A 19393-nucleotide genomic window follows, 5' to 3' on the forward strand; every position below is an offset into this window, starting at 1 on the left:
CGAGAATCTGATGAGTGACTATAAATCTACCCTGAATTTGCCGGAAACGGGATTCCCGATGCGTGGCGATCTGGCCAAACGCGAACCGGGAATGTTGCAACGCTGGTATGCCGACAACCTGTACGGCATCATCCGCGAAGCCAAAAAAGGGAAAAAAACCTTTATCCTGCATGATGGCCCTCCTTATGCGAACGGCAGCATTCATATTGGTCACTCCGTTAACAAGATTCTGAAAGACATTATCGTTAAGTCGAAAGGCATGGCGGGTTATGACTCGCCGTATGTGCCCGGCTGGGACTGCCACGGTCTGCCAATCGAACACAAAGTTGAGCAGATGATCGGCAAGCCAGGCGAGAAAGTCACCGCCGCGGAATTTCGTGCCGCATGCCGCAAATATGCTGCTGAACAGGTTGAAGGCCAGAAAGCGGACTTTATCCGTCTGGGCGTGCTGGGCGACTGGGATCGTCCTTACCTGACCATGGATTTTGGTACCGAAGCCAACATCATTCGTGCGCTGGGTAAAATCATCGGTAATGGCCATCTGCACAAAGGCGCGAAGCCGGTGCACTGGTGCCTGGATTGCCGTTCTGCCCTGGCAGAAGCGGAAGTGGAATATTACGACAAAACGTCACCGTCGATTGATGTGATGTTTAATGCCGTCGATACCGCCGCGGTGCGTGGGGCGTTCGGCGTATCCCAGGTTAATGGCCCGATCTCACTGGTTATCTGGACCACGACGCCGTGGACATTACCGGCTAACCGCGCGATCTCCCTGCATCCTGAATTTGAATACCAGCTGATCCAGATCGACGGCCGCGCCCTGATCCTGGCGAAAGAGCTGGTGGAAAGCGTCATGAAGCGCGCCGGTGTCAGCGAATGGCAGGTGCTGGGCGAATGTCAGGGCGCTGCGCTGGAGCTGCAGAAGTTCCAGCATCCGTTCCTGGCGCTTGAGTCGCTGGTCGTACTGGGCGAGCACGTGACCCTGGACGCGGGTACCGGTGCCGTTCACACCGCGCCAGGCCACGGCCCGGATGACTATGTTATTGGCCAGAAATATGGCATCGAAACCGCGAATCCGGTAGGACCGGATGGCGCCTATCTGCCAGGCACGTATCCGACGCTGGATGGGGTCAATGTCTTTAAAGCCAACGACATGATCGTTGAGCTGCTGAAAGAGAAAGGCGCGCTGCTGCACGTTGAGAAACTGCTGCACAGCTACCCGCACTGCTGGCGCCATAAAACGCCGATCATCTTCCGCGCCACGCCGCAGTGGTTCATCAGCATGGATCAGAAAGGATTGCGTGCGCAGTCGCTGAAAGAGATCAAAGGCGTGCAGTGGATCCCGGACTGGGGCCAGGCGCGTATCGAATCGATGGTGGCGAACCGTCCTGACTGGTGTATCTCTCGTCAGCGTACCTGGGGCGTACCGATGGCGCTGTTCGTTCACAAAGAGAGCGAAGAGCTGCACCCTGACACGCTGGCGCTGATGGAGAAAGTGGCGCAGCGTGTTGAGCAGGAAGGTATTCAGGCCTGGTGGGATCTTGACCCGCGTGAACTGATGGGCGACGACGCCGATCACTACGTTAAAGTGCCGGATACGCTGGATGTATGGTTTGACTCCGGCTCAACCAGCTATTCTGTAGTGGATGCGCGTCCGGAATTTGGCGGACATGCGCCAGACCTCTATCTGGAAGGATCCGATCAGCATCGCGGCTGGTTTATGTCCTCGCTGATGATCTCCACGGCAATGAAGGGCCAAGCGCCTTATCGTCAGGTACTGACGCACGGTTTCACCGTGGATGGTCAGGGCCGTAAAATGTCGAAATCAATCGGCAACACGGTCGCGCCGCAGGATGTGATGAACAAACTGGGCGCCGATATTCTGCGTCTGTGGGTGGCCTCAACCGACTACTCGGGTGAAATGGCGGTCTCCGATGAGATCCTCAAGCGCTCTGCCGATGCCTATCGTCGCATCCGTAACACCGCGCGTTTCCTGCTGGCTAACCTTAGCGGCTTCAACCCGGTCACCGATCTGGTGAAACCGGAAGAGATGGTCGTGGTCGATCGCTGGGCAGTGGGTCGCGCACAGGCGGCACAGGCTGATATCGTTGCCTCATACGAGAACTACGATTTCCATGAAGTGATCCAGCGTCTGATGCAGTTCTGTTCGATTGAGATGGGCAGCTTCTATCTCGATATTATCAAGGATCGTCAGTACACCGCGAAAGGTGATGGCCTGGCGCGTCGCAGCTGCCAGACCGCGCTGTGGCACATCGTCGAAGCGCTGGTGCGCTGGATGGCACCGATCATGTCCTTTACAGCGGATGAGATCTGGGGCTATCTGCCAGGCGAACGTGCGCAGTATGTCTTCACCGAAGAGTGGTATCAGGGTCTGTTTGGCCTGGCGGAAGATGAAGCGCTGAATGATGCCTACTGGGCCGAGCTGCTGAAAGTGCGTGGCGAAGTGAACAAGGTGATCGAGCAGGCACGTGCGGATAAACGTATCGGTGGTGCACTGGAAGCAACGGTCACGCTGTATGCCGATCCGGAGCTGGCCGCTAAACTGCATGCGCTGGGTAATGAGCTGCGTTTTGTGCTGCTGACTTCTGGCGCACAGGTGGCGGATTACGCGCTGGCGAACGATGAAGCGCAGCAGAGTGAACTGCTGAAAGGTCTGAAAATCGCGCTGCACAAGGCGGAAGGCGAGAAATGTCAGCGCTGCTGGCATTACACTACCGACGTCGGACAGAATCCTGAGCATGCTGAGGTCTGTGGTCGTTGTTACACTAACGTAGCCGGTGACGGCGAACAGCGTGAATTTGCCTGATGCGTAAACCTATTTTATCAACCGGATTGCGCTGGCTGTGGCTGGTGCTGGTGGTGATTGTTGTCGACTTCGCCAGTAAGCAGTGGGTGATGAACAACATGATGCTGCATGAAACCCAGCCGCTGATGCCCTACCTGAACCTGTTCTATGCGCACAACTATGGCGCGGCGTTCAGTTTCCTGGCGGACAAAGGCGGCTGGCAGCGCTGGTTCTTTGCGGGTATCGCGCTGGCTATCGTGATCTCACTGGTGGTGATGATGTATCGCAATCATGCCAGTCAGAAGATGGCCAATATCGCCTATGCTCTGATCATTGGCGGCGCGATCGGCAATTTGTTTGATCGCTCGTACCATGGCTTTGTGGTCGATTTTATCGATTTTTATGTCGGTAACTGGCACTTCGCTACATTTAATATCGCTGACTGCGGCATCTGTATTGGGGCTGCACTGGTGGTGCTGGAGGGCTTTTTCAGCCCGAACGGCAAACAGGCTAAACAGAAAGGGTAAGTGATGACTGAGTTCGTGCAGCGCGAAAGCGCGGTGTTGGTGCATTTTACGCTGAAGCTTGAAGATGGCTCGACGGCGGAATCGACCCGTGCAAACGGCAAGCCCGCGCTGTTCCGTCTTGGTGATGGCAGCCTCTCTGCAGCGCTTGAGCAGGCATTGCTGGGGCTGAAAGCGGGTCAGACTAAACAGTTTACTCTGGAACCGGAAGATGCCTTTGGTGGCGTCAGCCCTGACCTGATCCAGTATTTCTCGCGTCGGGACTTTATTGATGCAGGCGAACCGGAAGTGGGTGCCATCATGCTGTTCAGCGGCATGGGCGGCAGTGAAATGCCAGGCGTGATCCGCGAAGTCTCCGGTGATTCTATCACCGTCGATTTCAACCATCCGCTGGCGGGTCGCCGTATTCAGTTTGATGTAGAAGTGCTGGAAATCGATCCGGCACTGGAGACGAACGATGCAAATCCTGTTAGCTAATCCGCGCGGCTTCTGCGCTGGCGTTGATCGCGCCATCAGTATTGTTGAGCGCGCGCTGGAGATGTATGGCGCGCCCATCTATGTCCGTCACGAAGTGGTGCATAACCGTTACGTGGTGAACAGCCTGCGTGAGCGCGGTGCCATCTTTATTGAAGAGATCAGCGAAGTGCCGGATAACGCCATTCTGATCTTCTCCGCGCACGGGGTTTCACAGGCGGTGCGTGCCGAAGCTAAAGCGCGCAATCTGACCATGCTGTTCGATGCTACCTGTCCGCTGGTCACCAAAGTTCATATGGAAGTCGCACGCGCCAGCCGTAAAGGCGTGGAAGCGATTCTGATTGGTCACGCGGGTCATCCGGAAGTTGAAGGCACCATGGGGCAATACAACAACCCCAATGGTGGCATGTATCTGGTGGAGTCGCCGGAAGATGTCTTCAGACTGACCGTCAAAGACGAAAACAATCTGAGCTTCATGACGCAGACCACGCTTTCTGTGGATGACACTTCAGACATCATTGATGCCCTGCGTCAGCGTTTCCCGGCGATCATCGGGCCGCGTAAAGATGATATCTGCTACGCCACCACCAACCGTCAGGAAGCCGTTCGTACACTGGCGAAAGATGCGGAAGTGGTGCTGGTGGTGGGTTCGAAAAACTCCTCGAACTCTAACCGTCTGGCCGAGCTGGCACAGCGTGCCGGTAAACTGGCGAAGCTGATCGATTCTGCCGATGATATACAGGAAGAGTGGGTAAAAGGCGTGGCCTGCATCGGCGTTACCGCAGGTGCTTCAGCCCCCGATATTCTGGTGCAGCAGGTGATCCAGCGGTTACGTGAGCTGGGCGGCGAAGCGGCGATTGAGCTGATTGGCCGTGAAGAGAATATTGTTTTTGAAGTGCCTAAAGAGCTGCGCGTCGACGTACGTAACGTGCAGTAATGCTTCGATATGACTGCTAAAAAGGCCGACTCTGTTCGGTCTTTTTTGTTTTTATAGCCCGGCTGAAATGCCGTTGTTCACTGCGATGATTGCTTTTACTGATAATCACAGGCGGCTGGCATAAAATTCTTATTATCATGGATTATTAGTGGCGTGACTGTTAACTCACCGTTAACCTGATGACGCTTTGGATGCATAGTTTTGTTTTAGGAATGAATAAATATGAACACTATCCGCATTGCTATTGTGGGCGCGCCGGGCCGTATGGGCCGTAATCTGATTCTGGCGACGCAGCAGGCAGAAGGCGTTGAGCTGGGTGCGGCACTGGCACGTCCAGGCTCATCGCTGATCGGCAGCGACGCTGGTGAATTAGCGGGCATCGGAAAGAATGGCATCCTCATCGCTGACGATTTACTCGCGGTGACTAACGACTTTGATGTGCTGATCGACTTCACCCGTCCGGAAGGCACGCTGGAGTATATGGCGATCTGCCGTGAGCACGGAAAAGCGATGGTGATTGGCACCACCGGTTTTGATGAGGCAGGCAAAGCAGCCATTCGCGCGGCGGCGGAAGATATCGCCATTGTCTTTGCCGCTAACTTCAGCGTGGGGGTTAATCTGGTGCTGAAGCTGCTGGAGAAGGCTGCCAAAGTCATGGGTGAATATGCGGATATTGAAATTGTCGAAGCACATCATCGTCATAAAGTAGATGCGCCGTCTGGCACCGCACTGGCGATGGGTGAGGCGATAGCCGATGCCATGCAGTGGAAACTGGACGAGCATGCGGTTTATACGCGTGAAGGCTACACCGGTGAACGCCAGCCACAGACCATTGGTTTTGCTACGGTTCGCGCGGGTGACATCGTGGGTGAGCATACGGCGATGTTTGCAGATATCGGTGAGCGTGTAGAGATTACCCACAAGGCCTCAAGTCGCATGACCTTTGCAAATGGCGCCGTTAAGTCAGCTTTATGGCTAAAAGATAAGAGATCTGGTTTGTTTGATATGCGTGACGTGCTGGATTTGTCGATGTTGTGAGTGTTGTGAACCATCGTGATGTGGTTATTTCAATCGTTAATACCTTGATTGAAAAGGGGCAATGTTTTCATTGCCCTTAATTTTATCTTAAAATCGCCATTCTGATTTAAAATTACTTTCTGGTTGTTGTTTTTCTGTCTTTTCTTCATTTATTTTCCCTGATGGACGCCGTTTTTGACCATTTGGTCAAAAATAAGGGGCCGCTTACGCCGGTTTCGTTTTTATGTCGCCTGGCAAACGATTATTCTGCCGGGTTTTCCTCTCTTTTTGCCGCTCATACCTGTTTTTTACCTCATAAGGCAGATAAGTGTGAAAAAATCCCGCTGCAGGGTAGACAATGACCAGGGCTGTCATTAGAATGCGCGCAATTTGCCAAAAATCGACAATTCAGGCGGTTTTTGCATTGATTCAGGCGGCTATTTTGAATTAATATGCAGATATATTGACTGTTTATTCCCTGGAGGATGTTTTGATAAAGTCAGCAATCCTGGTTCTGGAAGACGGAACCCAATTCCACGGTCGGGCCATCGGGGCAACAGGATCGGCAGTGGGAGAAGTCGTTTTCAACACTTCAATGACCGGCTATCAAGAAATCCTCACTGATCCTTCCTATTCCCGCCAAATCGTTACTCTCACTTATCCCCATATCGGTAATGTCGGTGCCAATGCCGCCGACGAAGAATCCAGCCAGATTCATGCGCAGGGCCTGGTTATTCGTGACCTGCCGCTGATTGCCAGCAACTTCCGTAGCGAAGAAGGCCTGTCGGCCTACCTGCAGCGCAACAACATTGTGGCGATTGCCGATATCGATACCCGCAAGCTGACGCGCTTGCTGCGTGAGAAAGGGGCGCAGAACGGCTGCATTATTGCCGGCGACAATCCGGATGCCGCACTGGCGCTGCAAAAGGCCCAGGCATTCCCGGGACTGAAAGGAATGGATCTGGCGAAAGAGGTCTGCACCACTGAGACTTACAGCTGGCAGCAGGGCAGCTGGACACTGGACGCAGGTCTGCCAGAGCAGGCTGCTGCGGAGTCGCTGCCATATCACGTGGTGGCTTATGACTACGGCGCCAAGCGCAACATTCTGCGTATGCTGGTCGATCGCGGCTGCCGTCTGACTGTGGTTCCGGCACAGACGCCAGCTGAAGAGGTGCTGAAGCTGAATCCGGATGGCATTTTCCTCTCCAACGGTCCTGGTGACCCGGAGCCGTGCGACTACGCGATCAGCGCGATTCAGGACTTCCTGAAGACAGAGATTCCGGTGTTCGGTATCTGCCTGGGTCATCAGCTGCTGGCGCTGGCCAGCGGTGCTAAAACCGTGAAGATGAAACTCGGCCACCATGGTGGTAACCATCCGGTGAAAGATCTCGAAAATAACCGCGTGATGATCACCGCGCAGAACCACGGTTTTGCGGTCGACGAGAACAATCTGCCAGCGAACCTGCGTGTGACCCACATTTCGTTGTTCGATAAAACCGTGCAGGGCATCCATCGCACTGACAAGCCAGCATTCAGCTTCCAGGGTCACCCGGAAGCCAGCCCGGGTCCGGGTGATGCTGCGCCGCTGTTTGACCACTTTATTGAATTGATTGACGCATTCCGTCTGCAAGCGAAGTAATCAGGAGCTAATTCATGCCAAAACGTACAGACCTAAAATCCATCCTGATTCTTGGTGCCGGTCCGATTGTGATCGGCCAGGCCTGCGAATTTGACTATTCCGGTGCGCAGGCGTGTAAAGCGCTGCGTGAAGAGGGTTACCGCGTCATTCTGGTGAACTCCAACCCGGCGACGATCATGACTGACCCGGAAATGGCTGATGCGACCTACATTGAGCCGATTCACTGGGAAGTGGTGCGCAAAATCATCGAAAAAGAGCGCCCGGATGCAGTACTGCCCACCATGGGCGGACAGACGGCGCTGAACTGTGCGCTGGAGCTGGAACGTCATGGCGTGCTGGAAGAGTTTGGCGTCACCATGATTGGTGCGACTGCTGATGCGATCGACAAAGCAGAAGATCGTCGTCGTTTCGACGTGGCGATGAAAAGCATTGGTCTGGATACGGCGCGTTCCGGCATCGCACACACTATGGAAGAAGCGCTGGCCGTGGCAGAAGATGTTGGCTTCCCGTGCATTATCCGTCCTTCCTTTACCATGGGCGGCACCGGTGGCGGCATCGCTTACAACCGCGAAGAGTTTGAAGAGATTTGTGAACGCGGTCTCGACCTCTCTCCCACCAATGAGTTGCTGATTGATGAGTCGCTGATTGGCTGGAAAGAGTATGAGATGGAAGTGGTGCGCGATAAAAACGATAACTGCATCATCGTCTGCTCAATCGAAAACTTCGACGCAATGGGGATTCACACCGGTGACTCCATCACGGTAGCGCCTGCCCAGACGCTGACTGACAAAGAGTATCAGATCATGCGTAACGCCTCGCTGGCGGTACTGCGTGAGATCGGTGTTGAAACTGGCGGCTCCAACGTGCAGTTCTCCGTTAACCCGAAAGATGGCCGTCTGATTGTCATCGAGATGAACCCGCGCGTGTCACGCTCCTCAGCGCTGGCGTCAAAAGCGACCGGCTTCCCGATTGCTAAAGTGGCGGCCAAACTGGCGGTTGGCTATACCCTCGACGAGCTGATGAACGATATCACCGGCGGTTTAACGCCTGCCTCGTTCGAGCCTTCAATCGACTACGTTGTTACCAAGATCCCACGTTTCAACTTCGAAAAATTTGCCGGTGCCAACGATCGCCTGACCACGCAGATGAAGTCGGTCGGCGAAGTGATGGCGATTGGCCGTACCTTCCAGGAGTCCATGCAGAAAGCGCTGCGCGGCCTGGAAGTAGGCGCTAACGGCTTCGACCCGAAAGTGCACCTCGATGACCCGGAAGCGTTAACCCGCATCCGTCGTGAGCTGAAAGATGCCGGTTCAGACCGTATCTGGTATATCGCCGATGCTTTCCGTGCAGGCATGTCCGTCGATGGCGTGTTCAATCTGACCAACATTGACCGCTGGTTCCTGGTGCAGATTGAAGAGCTGGTTAAACTGGAAGATCAGGTCGCCCGCGAAGGCGTTAATAGCCTGGATGCGAATTTCCTGCGCACGCTGAAGCGTAAAGGCTTTGCCGATGCACGGCTGGCGACGCTGGCGGGTGTGGCGGAGAGCGAAATCCGCAAGCTGCGTCAGCAGTTTAATCTGCACCCGGTTTACAAGCGCGTAGATACCTGTGCCGCAGAGTTCGCGACGGACACGGCCTACATGTACTCCACCTATGAAGAAGAGTGCGAAGCCAATCCGAGTCCGGATCGTGAAAAAATCATGATTCTGGGTGGTGGACCCAACCGTATCGGGCAGGGTATTGAATTCGACTACTGCTGCGTTCACGCCGCACTGGCGCTGCGTGAAGATGGCTACCAGACCATTATGGTTAACTGTAACCCGGAAACCGTTTCGACCGACTACGACACCTCCGATCGCCTCTACTTCGAGCCGGTTACGCTGGAAGATGTGCTGGAGATTGTGCGCATCGAGCAGCCAAAAGGCGTGATCGTGCAGTATGGCGGTCAGACCCCGCTGAAACTGGCGCGTGCGCTGGAAGCCGCAGGCGTACCGGTTATCGGCACCAGCCCGGATTCCATTGACCGTGCTGAAGACCGTGAACGTTTCCAGCAGGCGGTTGATCGCCTGAATCTGAAGCAACCGGCTAACGCCACCGTCGCGACGCTGGAGCAGGCGGTGGAGAAAGCTGCTGGCCTGGGTTATCCGCTGGTGGTCCGTCCTTCTTATGTGCTGGGCGGCCGTGCCATGGAGATCGTCTACGATGAAATCGACCTGAAGCGCTACTTCCAGACGGCGGTTTCGGTTTCCAACGATGCGCCGGTGCTGCTGGATCGCTTCCTGGATGATGCGGTCGAAGTGGATGTGGATGCGATCTGCGACGGCGAGCGGGTGCTGATTGGTGGCATCATGGAACACATCGAGCAGGCTGGTGTTCACTCCGGTGACTCCGCCTGTTCACTGCCGGCCTATACGCTGAGTCAGGAGATTCAGAATGTGATGCGCCAGCAGGTTGAGAAGCTGGCATTCGAGCTGAATGTTCGCGGCCTGATGAACGTCCAGTTCGCGGTGAAAGACAACGAAGTCTACCTGATTGAAGTCAACCCACGTGCGGCGCGTACCGTTCCGTTCGTCTCTAAAGCGACGGGTGTACCGCTGGCGAAAGTGGCCGCGCGCGTGATGGCAGGTAAAACGCTGGCAGAGCAGGGCGTCACTGAAGAGGTGATTCCGCCTTACTACTCCGTTAAAGAAGTGGTGCTGCCGTTCAACAAGTTCCAGGGCGTTGACCCGATTCTGGGACCAGAAATGCGCTCTACCGGTGAAGTCATGGGTGTGGGCCGCACGTTCGCTGAGGCGTTCTCGAAAGCGATGCTGGGCGCACAGAGCAATATGAAGAAGTCGGGCCGTGCGCTGTTGTCGGTGCGTGAAGGCGACAAGAAACGTATCGTTGACCTGGCGGCTAAGCTGCAGAAGTTCGGTTTTGAACTGGATGCGACTCACGGCACGGCGGTGGTACTGGGCGAGGCGGGCATTAATCCGCGCCTGGTTAACAAGGTGCATGAAGGTCGTCCGCATATTCAGGACCGTCTGAAGAATGGCGAGTATAGCTACATCGTGAATACCACGGCGGGTCGTCAGGCGATTGAAGATTCGAAGCTGATTCGCCGTAGCGCACTGCAGTATAAAGTGCACTACGACACTACGCTGAACGGCGGTTTCGCGACTGCGATGGCGCTGAATGCAGATCCGACGGAACAGGTTATCTCCGTGCAGGAAATGCATGCCCAGATAAAGGCGATGTAATGTGAAAACGGCTCCTCCGGGAGCCGTTTTTTTTGGCCCTTTCACTGGCGATAATCTGAAAGTCAGGTCCGGGAAGGGGTTGGGATTTGTGTTAAAGTGACTGATTTGGCTTAATTTTTTAGCTTTAGGTGCGAATGGGGCTGGTTCGCACAAATTTATAATATAAACACTTCCTGTACGGATTTTTCGCCAGTACTATGCCTGCCGCTCATCACTGGAGCGTATCAGGACATAATTAAAAAATGAAAATGCGTACTTTTTCTCTGAGTGCAGTGGCTGCACTGATGGCTATTCTTCCTTTCGCCAGCCAGGCGGAAGTGACGTTGTTAAAGCAGGATCCGCAGGCGGGCGATCCGCTTAGCCGTCTTAATTTTAAGGTTGGCGGCAGCATTCGTGCTCAGTTCAATCATCAGACCGGCGTGGATGACAAATCTTACAAGCGTGACGGTTTTGATGGCGGCACCCGTTTCCGTTTCGGTGCTGACTATTACCTGTTTGATGACGTAAGCTGGATCAGCTATTACGAGCTGGGCGTTAACGTCCCGGCAGTTTTCGGCTGGGATCGCCACTATGCTGACGGTGCCAATAACACCACGCGTCGCCAGCTCTACACCGGTCTGAAAAGCAAAACCTGGGGTCAGCTTACCTTTGGTCAGCAGAACAGCGTGTATTATGACACTGTGGGCGCCAAGACCGATATCTGGGATTACGACATGATCGGCCAGGCACCGGGCAACGGAATCAACGGTGACTACGACGGATCTTACCGTTCACGCAAGCAGCTGAAATATAAAAACACCTTCGGCGATGCGGATATTTACGCCTCTTATCTGTTCGACGATAACGAATATCTGCCAGGCAATGGCCTGCGCTATAAGCGCAAAGGCGGCGGCTCGCTGGGCGTGGATTACCATATCTCTGATGAACTGAGCTGGGGCACGGCGTGGAACTACACGCGCGCGGCGATGCGTAACCCGAACAATGGCGACAGCCGCGATTACGATCAGAACATTTACGGCTCTGCATTAAACTGGACACCAGGCAACTGGACGCTGTCAGCCGGTGGTGGCTGGTATCAGAACTTCATGACGACCAAACGCAAAGACGCGCGTAACTACTTTGCTGGCGATGCGTGGGGCGTTGAATATTTCGCCGGTTACAAAATCCCGGTGGGGCAGTATGGTCTGAAAGCGGTTCAGCCTTATGTTATGGGTGATCGCATTGAGGTCATGACCGGTCGTGATTACCAGCGCATCGACAACGGTCTGGGTGTGGTGCTGTTCCTCGACTACGGTTTCCGTGTTGACTACGAACATGTCTTCACCTCCAGCACCGATAACCTGGGTGATATGAATCTGGTGCGTCTGCGCTACGACTTCTGATCATCCTGACGAGCCTTAATCAGGCTTGCAGCGATAAACGATCTTAACGGGCAGGGAGCACAGGCAGAGGAGGAAAGCGTCCCGCGCCATGGAAAAAAACGCCGGGAGCGTTTTTGAACAACGCAAAGCGTTGGCCCGTATACGGGCGCACCTCAGGGATGAGGTGCGTAATCGCGCGGGCCGAGCGGTCATGGATAACAGCTTTTGCGTCTTTCCGATCTGACTGCGTTCCCTGTGCTGCACCGATCTTACCGCTAGCCAGACCAGGCTTTACGGCTCCTCCGGGAGCCGTTTCCTTTTGCGCACGCTTTTTGTGCCAGCCTGAGGCCTGTCGCTGGCGCGCTGCGGCAAACTGACGCGATTACGCGGTGAAAAACGCTGCACAGGGCATGAAAAGCGGCATCATGAAAAGCTTTACGCAAATAGACCTTTTCCCCTATCGACGAAAGTTTCACCTTTACGTATCATGGCGCCAATTTTTTCAGTGAGTGGTTAACATGATTAGTCTTATCGCGGCATTAGCAGCAGATCGCATTATTGGAATGGAGAACGCCATGCCGTGGGACCTGCCTGCAGATCTGGCGTGGTTCAAACGCAATACGCTGAAGAAACCAGTCATTATGGGTCGACTGACCTTTGAATCTATTGGTCGTCCGTTACCTGGCCGACTGAACATCGTGGTCAGCAGCCAGCCGGGCACCACGGAAGGCGTCACCTGGGTCACCTCCCTGGATGAGGCGATACAGGCAGCCGGTGATGCTGAAGAGATCATGGTGATTGGCGGTGGACGCGTCTATGAGCAGATGCTGAAGCGCGCCGATCGTCTCTATCTGACGCACATTGATGCAGAAGTTGAAGGTGATACACAGTTCCCGGATTACGAGCCGGATGAGTGGCAGTCTACGTTCAGCGAGTTTCACGATGCTGACGAGCAGAACTCCCACAGCTACTGCTTTGAGATCCTTGACCGTCGTCGCTGATCCTCCCTTTGCCAGACTGTAACCTGGCTGTCATCTCTGTTCATTAGCATTGCTTCTTTTCTGGGATCTTCATGAAGGAAGCAATTAATAATGAAAACCGAACTCTCCGCATTAAGCACTGACCGTCTGCGCGATCCTCTGCGTCGTAAATTCATTGCCGGTTCCGGCGCTCTCGGGCTGACCGGCTTTCTCAGCGGCGGCCTCACACTCTCAGGAAGCGCACTGGCGCAGGAGAAGCCAGCGGGAAGCCCATTGCTGGGCTTTCAGGGGATTGCCGCATCCACCGCCGATGAGGTTGTGGTGGCCCCCGGCTATCGCGCAGACGTGCTGATCTCCTGGGGAGATCCGCTGGTGAATGGCGCCGTCGCATTTGATCCGCACGGCAATAACAGCGCGGAAGATCAGGAAAAGCAGTTCGGTGACAACAACGACGGTATGAGCTTCTTCGCCATTAATGACCAGCGTGGCGTCATGGCGATCAACAATGAATATGTGAATGAGCCGACGCTGTTCGCCCACGGCGGCAGCAAAGCGACCAGCCTGGAAGATGTGAAAAAGTCGCAGGCGGCGCATGGCATCTCCATCGTTGAAGTCAAACGGGGTGAGGACAATCGCTGGCAGGTGGTGCGTCCTTCTGAGTTCAACCGCCGTATTACCGCCAATACTCCGATGCGCTTTTCCGGTCCGGCAGCGGGCGATAAAGCGCTGCAGACCGCCGCCGATCCACAGGGAATGCATGTCCTTGGCACCTTTGGTAACTGCGCCAACGGTAAAACGCCGTGGGGGACTTATCTCACCTGTGAAGAGAACTACGACACCTACTTTGGTACCCATCAGGCGGACTTTACGCCAACGCCGCAGCAAAAGCGCTATACCCTGAATGCCGCCGAGCCAGAGCGTAACTGGGCCGACTTTGATCCCCGTTTCGACATCGCCAAAAACCCCAATGAATTTAACCGCCACGGCTGGATTGTCGAAATCGATCCCTTTGATCCTCACTCCATGCCGGTAAAACGCACTGCACTGGGGCGCTTCAAGCACGAAAATGCCGCCGTTACGGTCGCTAAAACCGGTCAGCTGGTGGTTTACATGGGCGACGATGAGCGCGGCGAGTATATCTATAAATATGTCTCAGACGACAAAGTCATCCCGGATGATGCCAAAGCCAATCACGGACTGCTGGATAAAGGCACGCTCTATGTGGCGCAGTTCAATGGCGATGCGCAGGGCACGCCGCTGAAAGGTACCGGCCGCTGGCTGGCGCTGAAGTGGGGTGAAAATGGACTCACCGCTGAAAAGGGGTTTAACAGTCAGGCCGATATTCTGATTAATGCGCGTGCGGCGGCTGATGTGGTTAACGCCACGCGGATGGACCGGCCAGAGTGGATTGCTGTTAATCCGCATGATGGTCGTGCTTACTGCACGCTGACCAACAATAACAAACGTGGCAATGAAGGCATGCCGGTTAATGCGGCGAATCCGCGTCCTAAAAATATCTACGGCCAGATTATCCGCTGGGATGAAAAGGGCGATGCCACGGCGCAGGCGTTTGAGTGGGATATCTATGCGTTGTGCGGCAATCCGATCGCGCATCCTGAAGGGATCTATCGCGGTACACCTAACATCACCGCTGAAAACACCTTTAACAGTCCCGATGGTCTGGGGTTTGATGCGCACGGGCGGTTATGGATCCTGACCGATGGCAAGTACAGTAATAAAGAGGATTATCAGGGGCAGGGGAACAATCAGATGCTGGTAGGGGATCCGGATAGTGGGGAGATCCGCCGGTTCATGGTTGGCCCCAAATCATGCGAGCTGACGGGCATCACCTTCACGCCAGATTACAAAACGCTGTTCGTCAATGTGCAGCATCCCGGCGAAGAGGGTGACTCGCACTTTCCCGATAACAGTCCGCGTCCCCGGTCGTCAGTGATCATGATCACCCGCGAAGATGGCGGCATTATCGGCGCATAAGAGAGGATGCTGGCCTTGCCGGCCAGCATCGCCGTTATAGCGCGGGCGGTGCCAGACTTTCGCTGGAGGCCAGCGCTTTTTCGCGATTGGAGGGCTGCACCATATAGCGCTGCGTTTCCCAGTGCAGCAGCGTCAGCGTTCCGCCCCAGCAGCAACCGGTATCCAGACCGATGATTCCCTCAGGCGTCCCTTTGCCTTCCAGCGAGGCCCAGTGACCGAACACAATGGTGTAGTCACGTGCGACCGGACCTGCAATGTTAAACCAGGGTTTTAGCGGAGGAAGGGCAGATTCAGGGGCATCTTTGCAGATCATATCCAGCTGACCATTGGGAAAGCAGTAACGCATGCGGGTCAGCGCGTTGGTGCTGAAGCGCAGACGTGCCAGACCAGTCAGATCTTCACTCCAGTTATTCGGCATGTCGCCATACATCGCATCCAGAAACAGCGGATAACTGTCACTGGCAAGTACCGCTTCAACTTCACGCGCACACTTTTTCGCGGTCTCGATATCCCATTGCGGCGTGATACCGGCGTGTCCCATCACCAGCTTTTTCTCTTCATCAACCTGTAACAGCGGCTGACGACGCAGCCAGTTGATCAGCTCATCCGCATCGTCCGCTTCCAGCAACGGTGTCAGGCGATCTTTGGGCTTATTACGGCTGATTCCAGCGTAGACCGCCAGCAGATGTAAATCGTGATTGCCCAGCACCAGACGCACTGCGTCGCCCAGCGATTTTACGTAGCGCAGAACCTCAAGTGAGCCCGGACCCCGCGCCACTAAGTCGCCGGTCAGCCACAGGGTATCCTGCTCAGGATTGAAATCAACCTGTTGCAGCAAGGCACGTAATTCGTCGTAGCAACCGTGAACGTCGCCAATCAGGTATGTGCTCATAAGGTTTTATCCATCAGGAAGCTGCCCGACTAAACGGGCAAAAAGCGTATGAATTAATGAATGTGGGTCTGAATGGCGAGGCGGAACACCGGGATCTCGACATGGAAGGTGTCACCCTGTTCGTCGACCATCACATAGTGTCCCTGCATGGTGCCCATCGGTGTTTCGATCACGGCTCCGCTGGTGTACTGAAACTCATTGCCTGGCGCGATAAGCGGTTGTTCACCCACCACGCCTTCGCCCTGAACTTCCGTTTCGCGGCCGTTACCGTTGGTAATCAGCCAGTAACGTCCCAGCAGTTGCACTGAGGAACGGCCCAGATTGCGAATCGTAATGGTATAGGCGAAGACGTAACGATCATCATCCGGTGAGGATTGTGAGGCAACGTACTGGCTTTGCACATGGACGGAGACGCGGGCCGTTTCACTCATGACTTACTCCTGCGATTTTCCCTGATGATTCGCCAGCCAGTTCGCCAGCTGACAATATTGCGCGACGGAGACGTTCTCGGCACGCAGGGTTGGATCTATGGATAACTCCTCCAGCGCGCCGGCAGCCACCATGTGGCTCAGGCTGTTGCGCAGCGTTTTACGACGCTGGCCGAACGCTTCAGTGGTAATACGGCTCAAAATACGCACATCGCTGACCGGATACGGCGGCTCGGCATACGGCACCAGACGCACCACGGCAGAGTCCACTTTCGGTGGCGGCGTAAAGGAGTGCGGAGGCACTTCCAGCACCGGAATGATCTGGCAGTAGTACTGCGCCATTACCGTCAGACGACCGTAGGTTTTATTACCCGGACCGGCGACCAGACGATTAACCACCTCTTTCTGCAGCATGAAGTGCATATCTTTGATCGAACCAGTATAGCTGAAAAGGTGGAACATCAGCGGGGTCGAAATATTGTATGGCAGGTTACCAAATACCCGCAGCGGCTGGCCTCTCTCCTGCGCCAGTGCGGCGAAGTCGAACGTCATGGCATCCTGCTGGAAGATAGTCAGTTTTGGGCCAAGGAACGGATGCGTTTCCAGACGCGCAGCGAGATCGCGGTCCAGTTCTATCACCGTTAATTTATCGAGGCGTTCGCCTACTGGCTCGGTCAAGGCACCCAGGCCTGGGCCGATCTCTACCAGCGCTTCATCGCGCTGCGGATGGATGGCGGAGACAATGCTGTCGATAATGTACTGATCGTTCAGGAAGTTCTGCCCGAAACGTTTACGGGCGTAGTGCCCCTGATGGACGCGATTATTCATTACTGCTCTTGATCATAGTGATGGCGAGGTTAAGCGCCGTGATGAAGCTGCCCGGTTCAGCCTGACCCAGACCGGCGAGTTCAAGCGCGGTGCCGTGGTCAACTGAAGTCCGGATAAAGGGCAGGCCCAGGGTGATATTTACCGCCCGGCCAAACCCCTGAAATTTGAGTACCGGCAGACCCTGGTCGTGATACATCGCCAGCACCGCATCGGCATGTTGCAGATATTTAGGCTGGAAAAGGGTATCCGCAGGCAGCGGGCCGGTCAGTTTAATGCCCTGCTGACGCAGTTCATTAAGTGCTGGTGTGATGGTCTCAATCTCTTCCCGACCCATGTGGCCGCTTTCCCCCGCATGAGGGTTAAGACCACAGACGTAGATATGCGGCTCGGCAATGGCAAACTTCTGCTGCAAATCACGATGAAGAATCGTGATCACTTCATGCAGACAGTCGCGGGTCACCGCCGCGGAGACATCTTTCAGCGGCAGATGGGTAGTAGCCAGCGCGACGCGTAGCTGCTCTGTCGCCAGCATCATGACGACCCGATGGCCGCCTGCGCGATCGGCGAAGAATTCGGTATGGCCAGTAAAGGCGATGCCGGCATCATTAATGACGCCTTTGTGCACCGGGCCGGTAATCAGGGCCGCGAATTCACCGTCGAGACAACCGTCACAGGCACGCGCCAGCGTGGCCAGCACGTAGTCACTGTTGGCGACGCAAAGCTCGCCGGGCGTGACCGTCGCGGCCGTTTCGACTGGCAGGATAGTCAGCGTTCCCGCCTGCTGTGGCTCAGCGGCCACGCCAGGCTGATAGGGACGCAGGGTCAGCGGTAAACCGAGTTGCGCCGCACGCTGCTGCAACAGGGCAGGCGAGGCGCAGACGACCAGTTCAACCGGCCAGGAGTGCTGGGCCAGCTGAACGGTGAGATCGGGACCAATCCCGGCAGGTTCGCCGGGCGTGATCACCACACGGGGATTACTGCGCATTGCCATCCAGAATCTTCACGTAGGCGCTGGCACGTTGTTCCTGCATCCAGGTCTGTGCTTCTTCCGCAAACTTACGGTTAAACAGCATACGGTAAGCACGCTCTTTCTGGGCCGCATCGGTTTTGTCCACCTGACGGGTATCCAGCAACTGAATCAGATGCCAGCCGAAAGAGGAGTGAACCGGCTGGCTGGTCTGGCCTTTTTTCAGGCGCAGCAGCGCGTCACGGAAGGCCGGATCAAAGACTTCCGGAGAGGTCCAGCCAAGATCGCCGCCCTGGTTCGCTGAACCCGGATCATCAGAGTACTGCTTAGCCGCCGCCGCGAAGGTGGTTTTACCACTGCGGATATCGTTAGCAATCTGCTCCAGCTGTGCGCGTGCCTGCTCATCTGTCAGGATTGGCGATGGCTTCAGCAGAATGTGACGTGAATGAACTTCAGTGACTGAGACATTTTTGTTCTCGCCACGCAGATCGTTCACTTTCAGGATGTGGAAGCCCACACCCGAGCGAATCGGACCGACGATATCGCCTTTTTTGGCGCTCGACAGGGCCTGAGCAAACAGGGTCGGTAACTCTTCGATTTTACCCCAGCCCATGTTGCCGCCTTTCAGCGCCTGCGAATCGGCAGAGTAGGTCACGGCCATTTTGCCGAAGTCAGCGCCATTTTTCAGTTCGCCAACCAGCTGTTTCGCCAGCGTTTCCTGCTCATCAACCTGCTGTTGTGTCGGGTTTTCCGGCAGTGGCAGCAGAATATGGCTGACGTTCAGTTCGGTGCCCTGACTGTTCTGAGAGCCAATCTGTTTCGCCAGCGTATCGACTTCCTGCGGCAGAATCGTGATGCGACGACGCACTTCGTTGTTGCGCACTTCAGCAATGGTCATCTCTTTACGAATCTGAGAACGATAAACGCTGTAGTTCATGCCGTCATAAGCCAGACGGCTGCGCAGCTGATCAAGGCTCATCTTATTCTGCGCCGCGATGTTCTGAATCGCCTGGTCCAGCTGCTCATCGCTGATCTGAACCCCGGCTTTATCACCCATCTGCAGAATGATGTTATCCATGATCTGACGTTCCAGAATCTGATGGCGCAACGTTTTATCATCCGGCAACTGCTGACCAGCCTGCTGGGCCTGAGATTTAACGGTGCTCATCATGCCATCCACGTCACTCTCAAGAACCACGCCGTTATTGACCACGGCTGCAACTTTATCAACGACTTGTGGTGCTGCGAACGCGGTGTTAGCACTGATTGCCACACCAAGAATCAGCATTCTCCAGTTCTTCAT

15 protein-coding genes are annotated in these 19393 nt (G+C 55.2%); 10 read left to right on the top strand and 5 right to left on the bottom strand.

Annotated elements, in window-relative coordinates; translation table 11 throughout:
• Positions 1-10: 10 nt before the first annotated feature.
• The 10 genes from ileS (at position 11) to AC6I77_RS02935 (ending at position 14975) form a co-directional block, all read left to right on the top strand.
• Positions 11-2827, top strand: coding sequence for an isoleucine--tRNA ligase (gene ileS / locus AC6I77_RS02890; RefSeq protein ID WP_003854829.1), 2817 nt, complete (start codon positions 11-13; stop codon positions 2825-2827).
• A complete protein-coding gene (gene lspA, locus AC6I77_RS02895; RefSeq protein ID WP_003854827.1) occupies positions 2827-3333 on the top strand; it encodes a signal peptidase II in 507 nt (168 codons plus the stop codon). Before ileS ends, lspA begins: the two co-directional genes overlap by 1 nt.
• Positions 3334-3336: 3 nt before the next feature.
• A complete protein-coding gene (gene fkpB, locus AC6I77_RS02900; RefSeq protein ID WP_003854824.1) occupies positions 3337-3807 on the top strand; it encodes an FKBP-type peptidyl-prolyl cis-trans isomerase in 471 nt (156 codons plus the stop codon).
• The gene (gene ispH / locus AC6I77_RS02905) at positions 3788-4741 is read left to right on the top strand and encodes a 4-hydroxy-3-methylbut-2-enyl diphosphate reductase (RefSeq protein ID WP_003854823.1); all 954 of its coding nucleotides are present in this window, start codon (positions 3788-3790) and stop codon (positions 4739-4741) included. Before fkpB ends, ispH begins: the two co-directional genes overlap by 20 nt.
• Positions 4742-4963: 222 nt before the next feature.
• On the top strand, positions 4964-5779 hold the full coding sequence (dapB, locus tag AC6I77_RS02910) for a 4-hydroxy-tetrahydrodipicolinate reductase (RefSeq protein WP_337028470.1): 816 nt from the start codon (positions 4964-4966) through the stop codon (positions 5777-5779).
• Positions 5780-6248: 469 nt separating this feature from the next.
• Positions 6249-7397: a glutamine-hydrolyzing carbamoyl-phosphate synthase small subunit gene (gene carA / locus AC6I77_RS02915; protein ID WP_033763250.1), complete on the top strand. Its 1149-nt coding sequence runs from the start codon at positions 6249-6251 to the stop codon at positions 7395-7397.
• 14 nt (positions 7398-7411) lie between these two features.
• Positions 7412-10639 (top strand): carbamoyl-phosphate synthase large subunit, encoded by a 3228-nt coding sequence (carB, locus tag AC6I77_RS02920; protein ID WP_003854816.1) that lies wholly within the window; start codon positions 7412-7414, stop codon positions 10637-10639.
• A 242-nt stretch (positions 10640-10881) separates the two neighbouring features.
• On the top strand, positions 10882-12021 hold the full coding sequence (locus AC6I77_RS02925) for a porin (protein ID WP_497816709.1): 1140 nt from the start codon (positions 10882-10884) through the stop codon (positions 12019-12021).
• Between the two features lie 497 nt (positions 12022-12518).
• Entirely contained in the window at positions 12519-13001 is a 483-nt protein-coding gene (gene folA / locus AC6I77_RS02930; protein ID WP_033763249.1) for a type 3 dihydrofolate reductase, read from the top strand.
• A gap of 90 nt (positions 13002-13091) precedes the next feature.
• The gene (locus AC6I77_RS02935; RefSeq protein ID WP_497816710.1) at positions 13092-14975 is read left to right on the top strand and encodes a PhoX family protein; all 1884 of its coding nucleotides are present in this window, start codon (positions 13092-13094) and stop codon (positions 14973-14975) included.
• A 34-nt stretch (positions 14976-15009) separates the two neighbouring features.
• On the opposite strand, the gene apaH is transcribed toward AC6I77_RS02935, so the two are convergent.
• The 5 genes from apaH to surA are packed head-to-tail and all read right to left on the bottom strand — an operon-like array spanning position 15010 to position 19393.
• Complete coding sequence (gene apaH / locus AC6I77_RS02940) at positions 15010-15867, bottom strand: bis(5'-nucleosyl)-tetraphosphatase (symmetrical) ApaH (RefSeq protein ID WP_008925561.1); 858 nt, start codon at positions 15865-15867, stop codon at positions 15010-15012.
• A gap of 53 nt (positions 15868-15920) precedes the next feature.
• Positions 15921-16298: a Co2+/Mg2+ efflux facilitator ApaG/CorD gene (gene apaG / locus AC6I77_RS02945; protein ID WP_003854807.1), complete on the bottom strand. Its 378-nt coding sequence runs from the start codon at positions 16296-16298 to the stop codon at positions 15921-15923.
• 3 nt (positions 16299-16301) lie between these two features.
• On the bottom strand, positions 16302-17123 hold the full coding sequence (gene rsmA / locus AC6I77_RS02950; protein ID WP_003854805.1) for a 16S rRNA (adenine(1518)-N(6)/adenine(1519)-N(6))-dimethyltransferase RsmA: 822 nt from the start codon (positions 17121-17123) through the stop codon (positions 16302-16304).
• The gene (gene pdxA / locus AC6I77_RS02955; protein ID WP_497816711.1) at positions 17116-18108 is read right to left on the bottom strand and encodes a 4-hydroxythreonine-4-phosphate dehydrogenase PdxA; all 993 of its coding nucleotides are present in this window, start codon (positions 18106-18108) and stop codon (positions 17116-17118) included. The genes rsmA and pdxA overlap by 8 nt, the downstream gene beginning before the upstream one ends.
• On the bottom strand, positions 18098-19393 hold the full coding sequence (surA, locus tag AC6I77_RS02960) for a peptidylprolyl isomerase SurA (RefSeq protein WP_003854801.1): 1296 nt from the start codon (positions 19391-19393) through the stop codon (positions 18098-18100). The genes pdxA and surA overlap by 11 nt, the downstream gene beginning before the upstream one ends.

The sequence above is a fragment of the Pantoea sp. X-Soil-ISGK-259 genome (assembly GCF_059730705.1).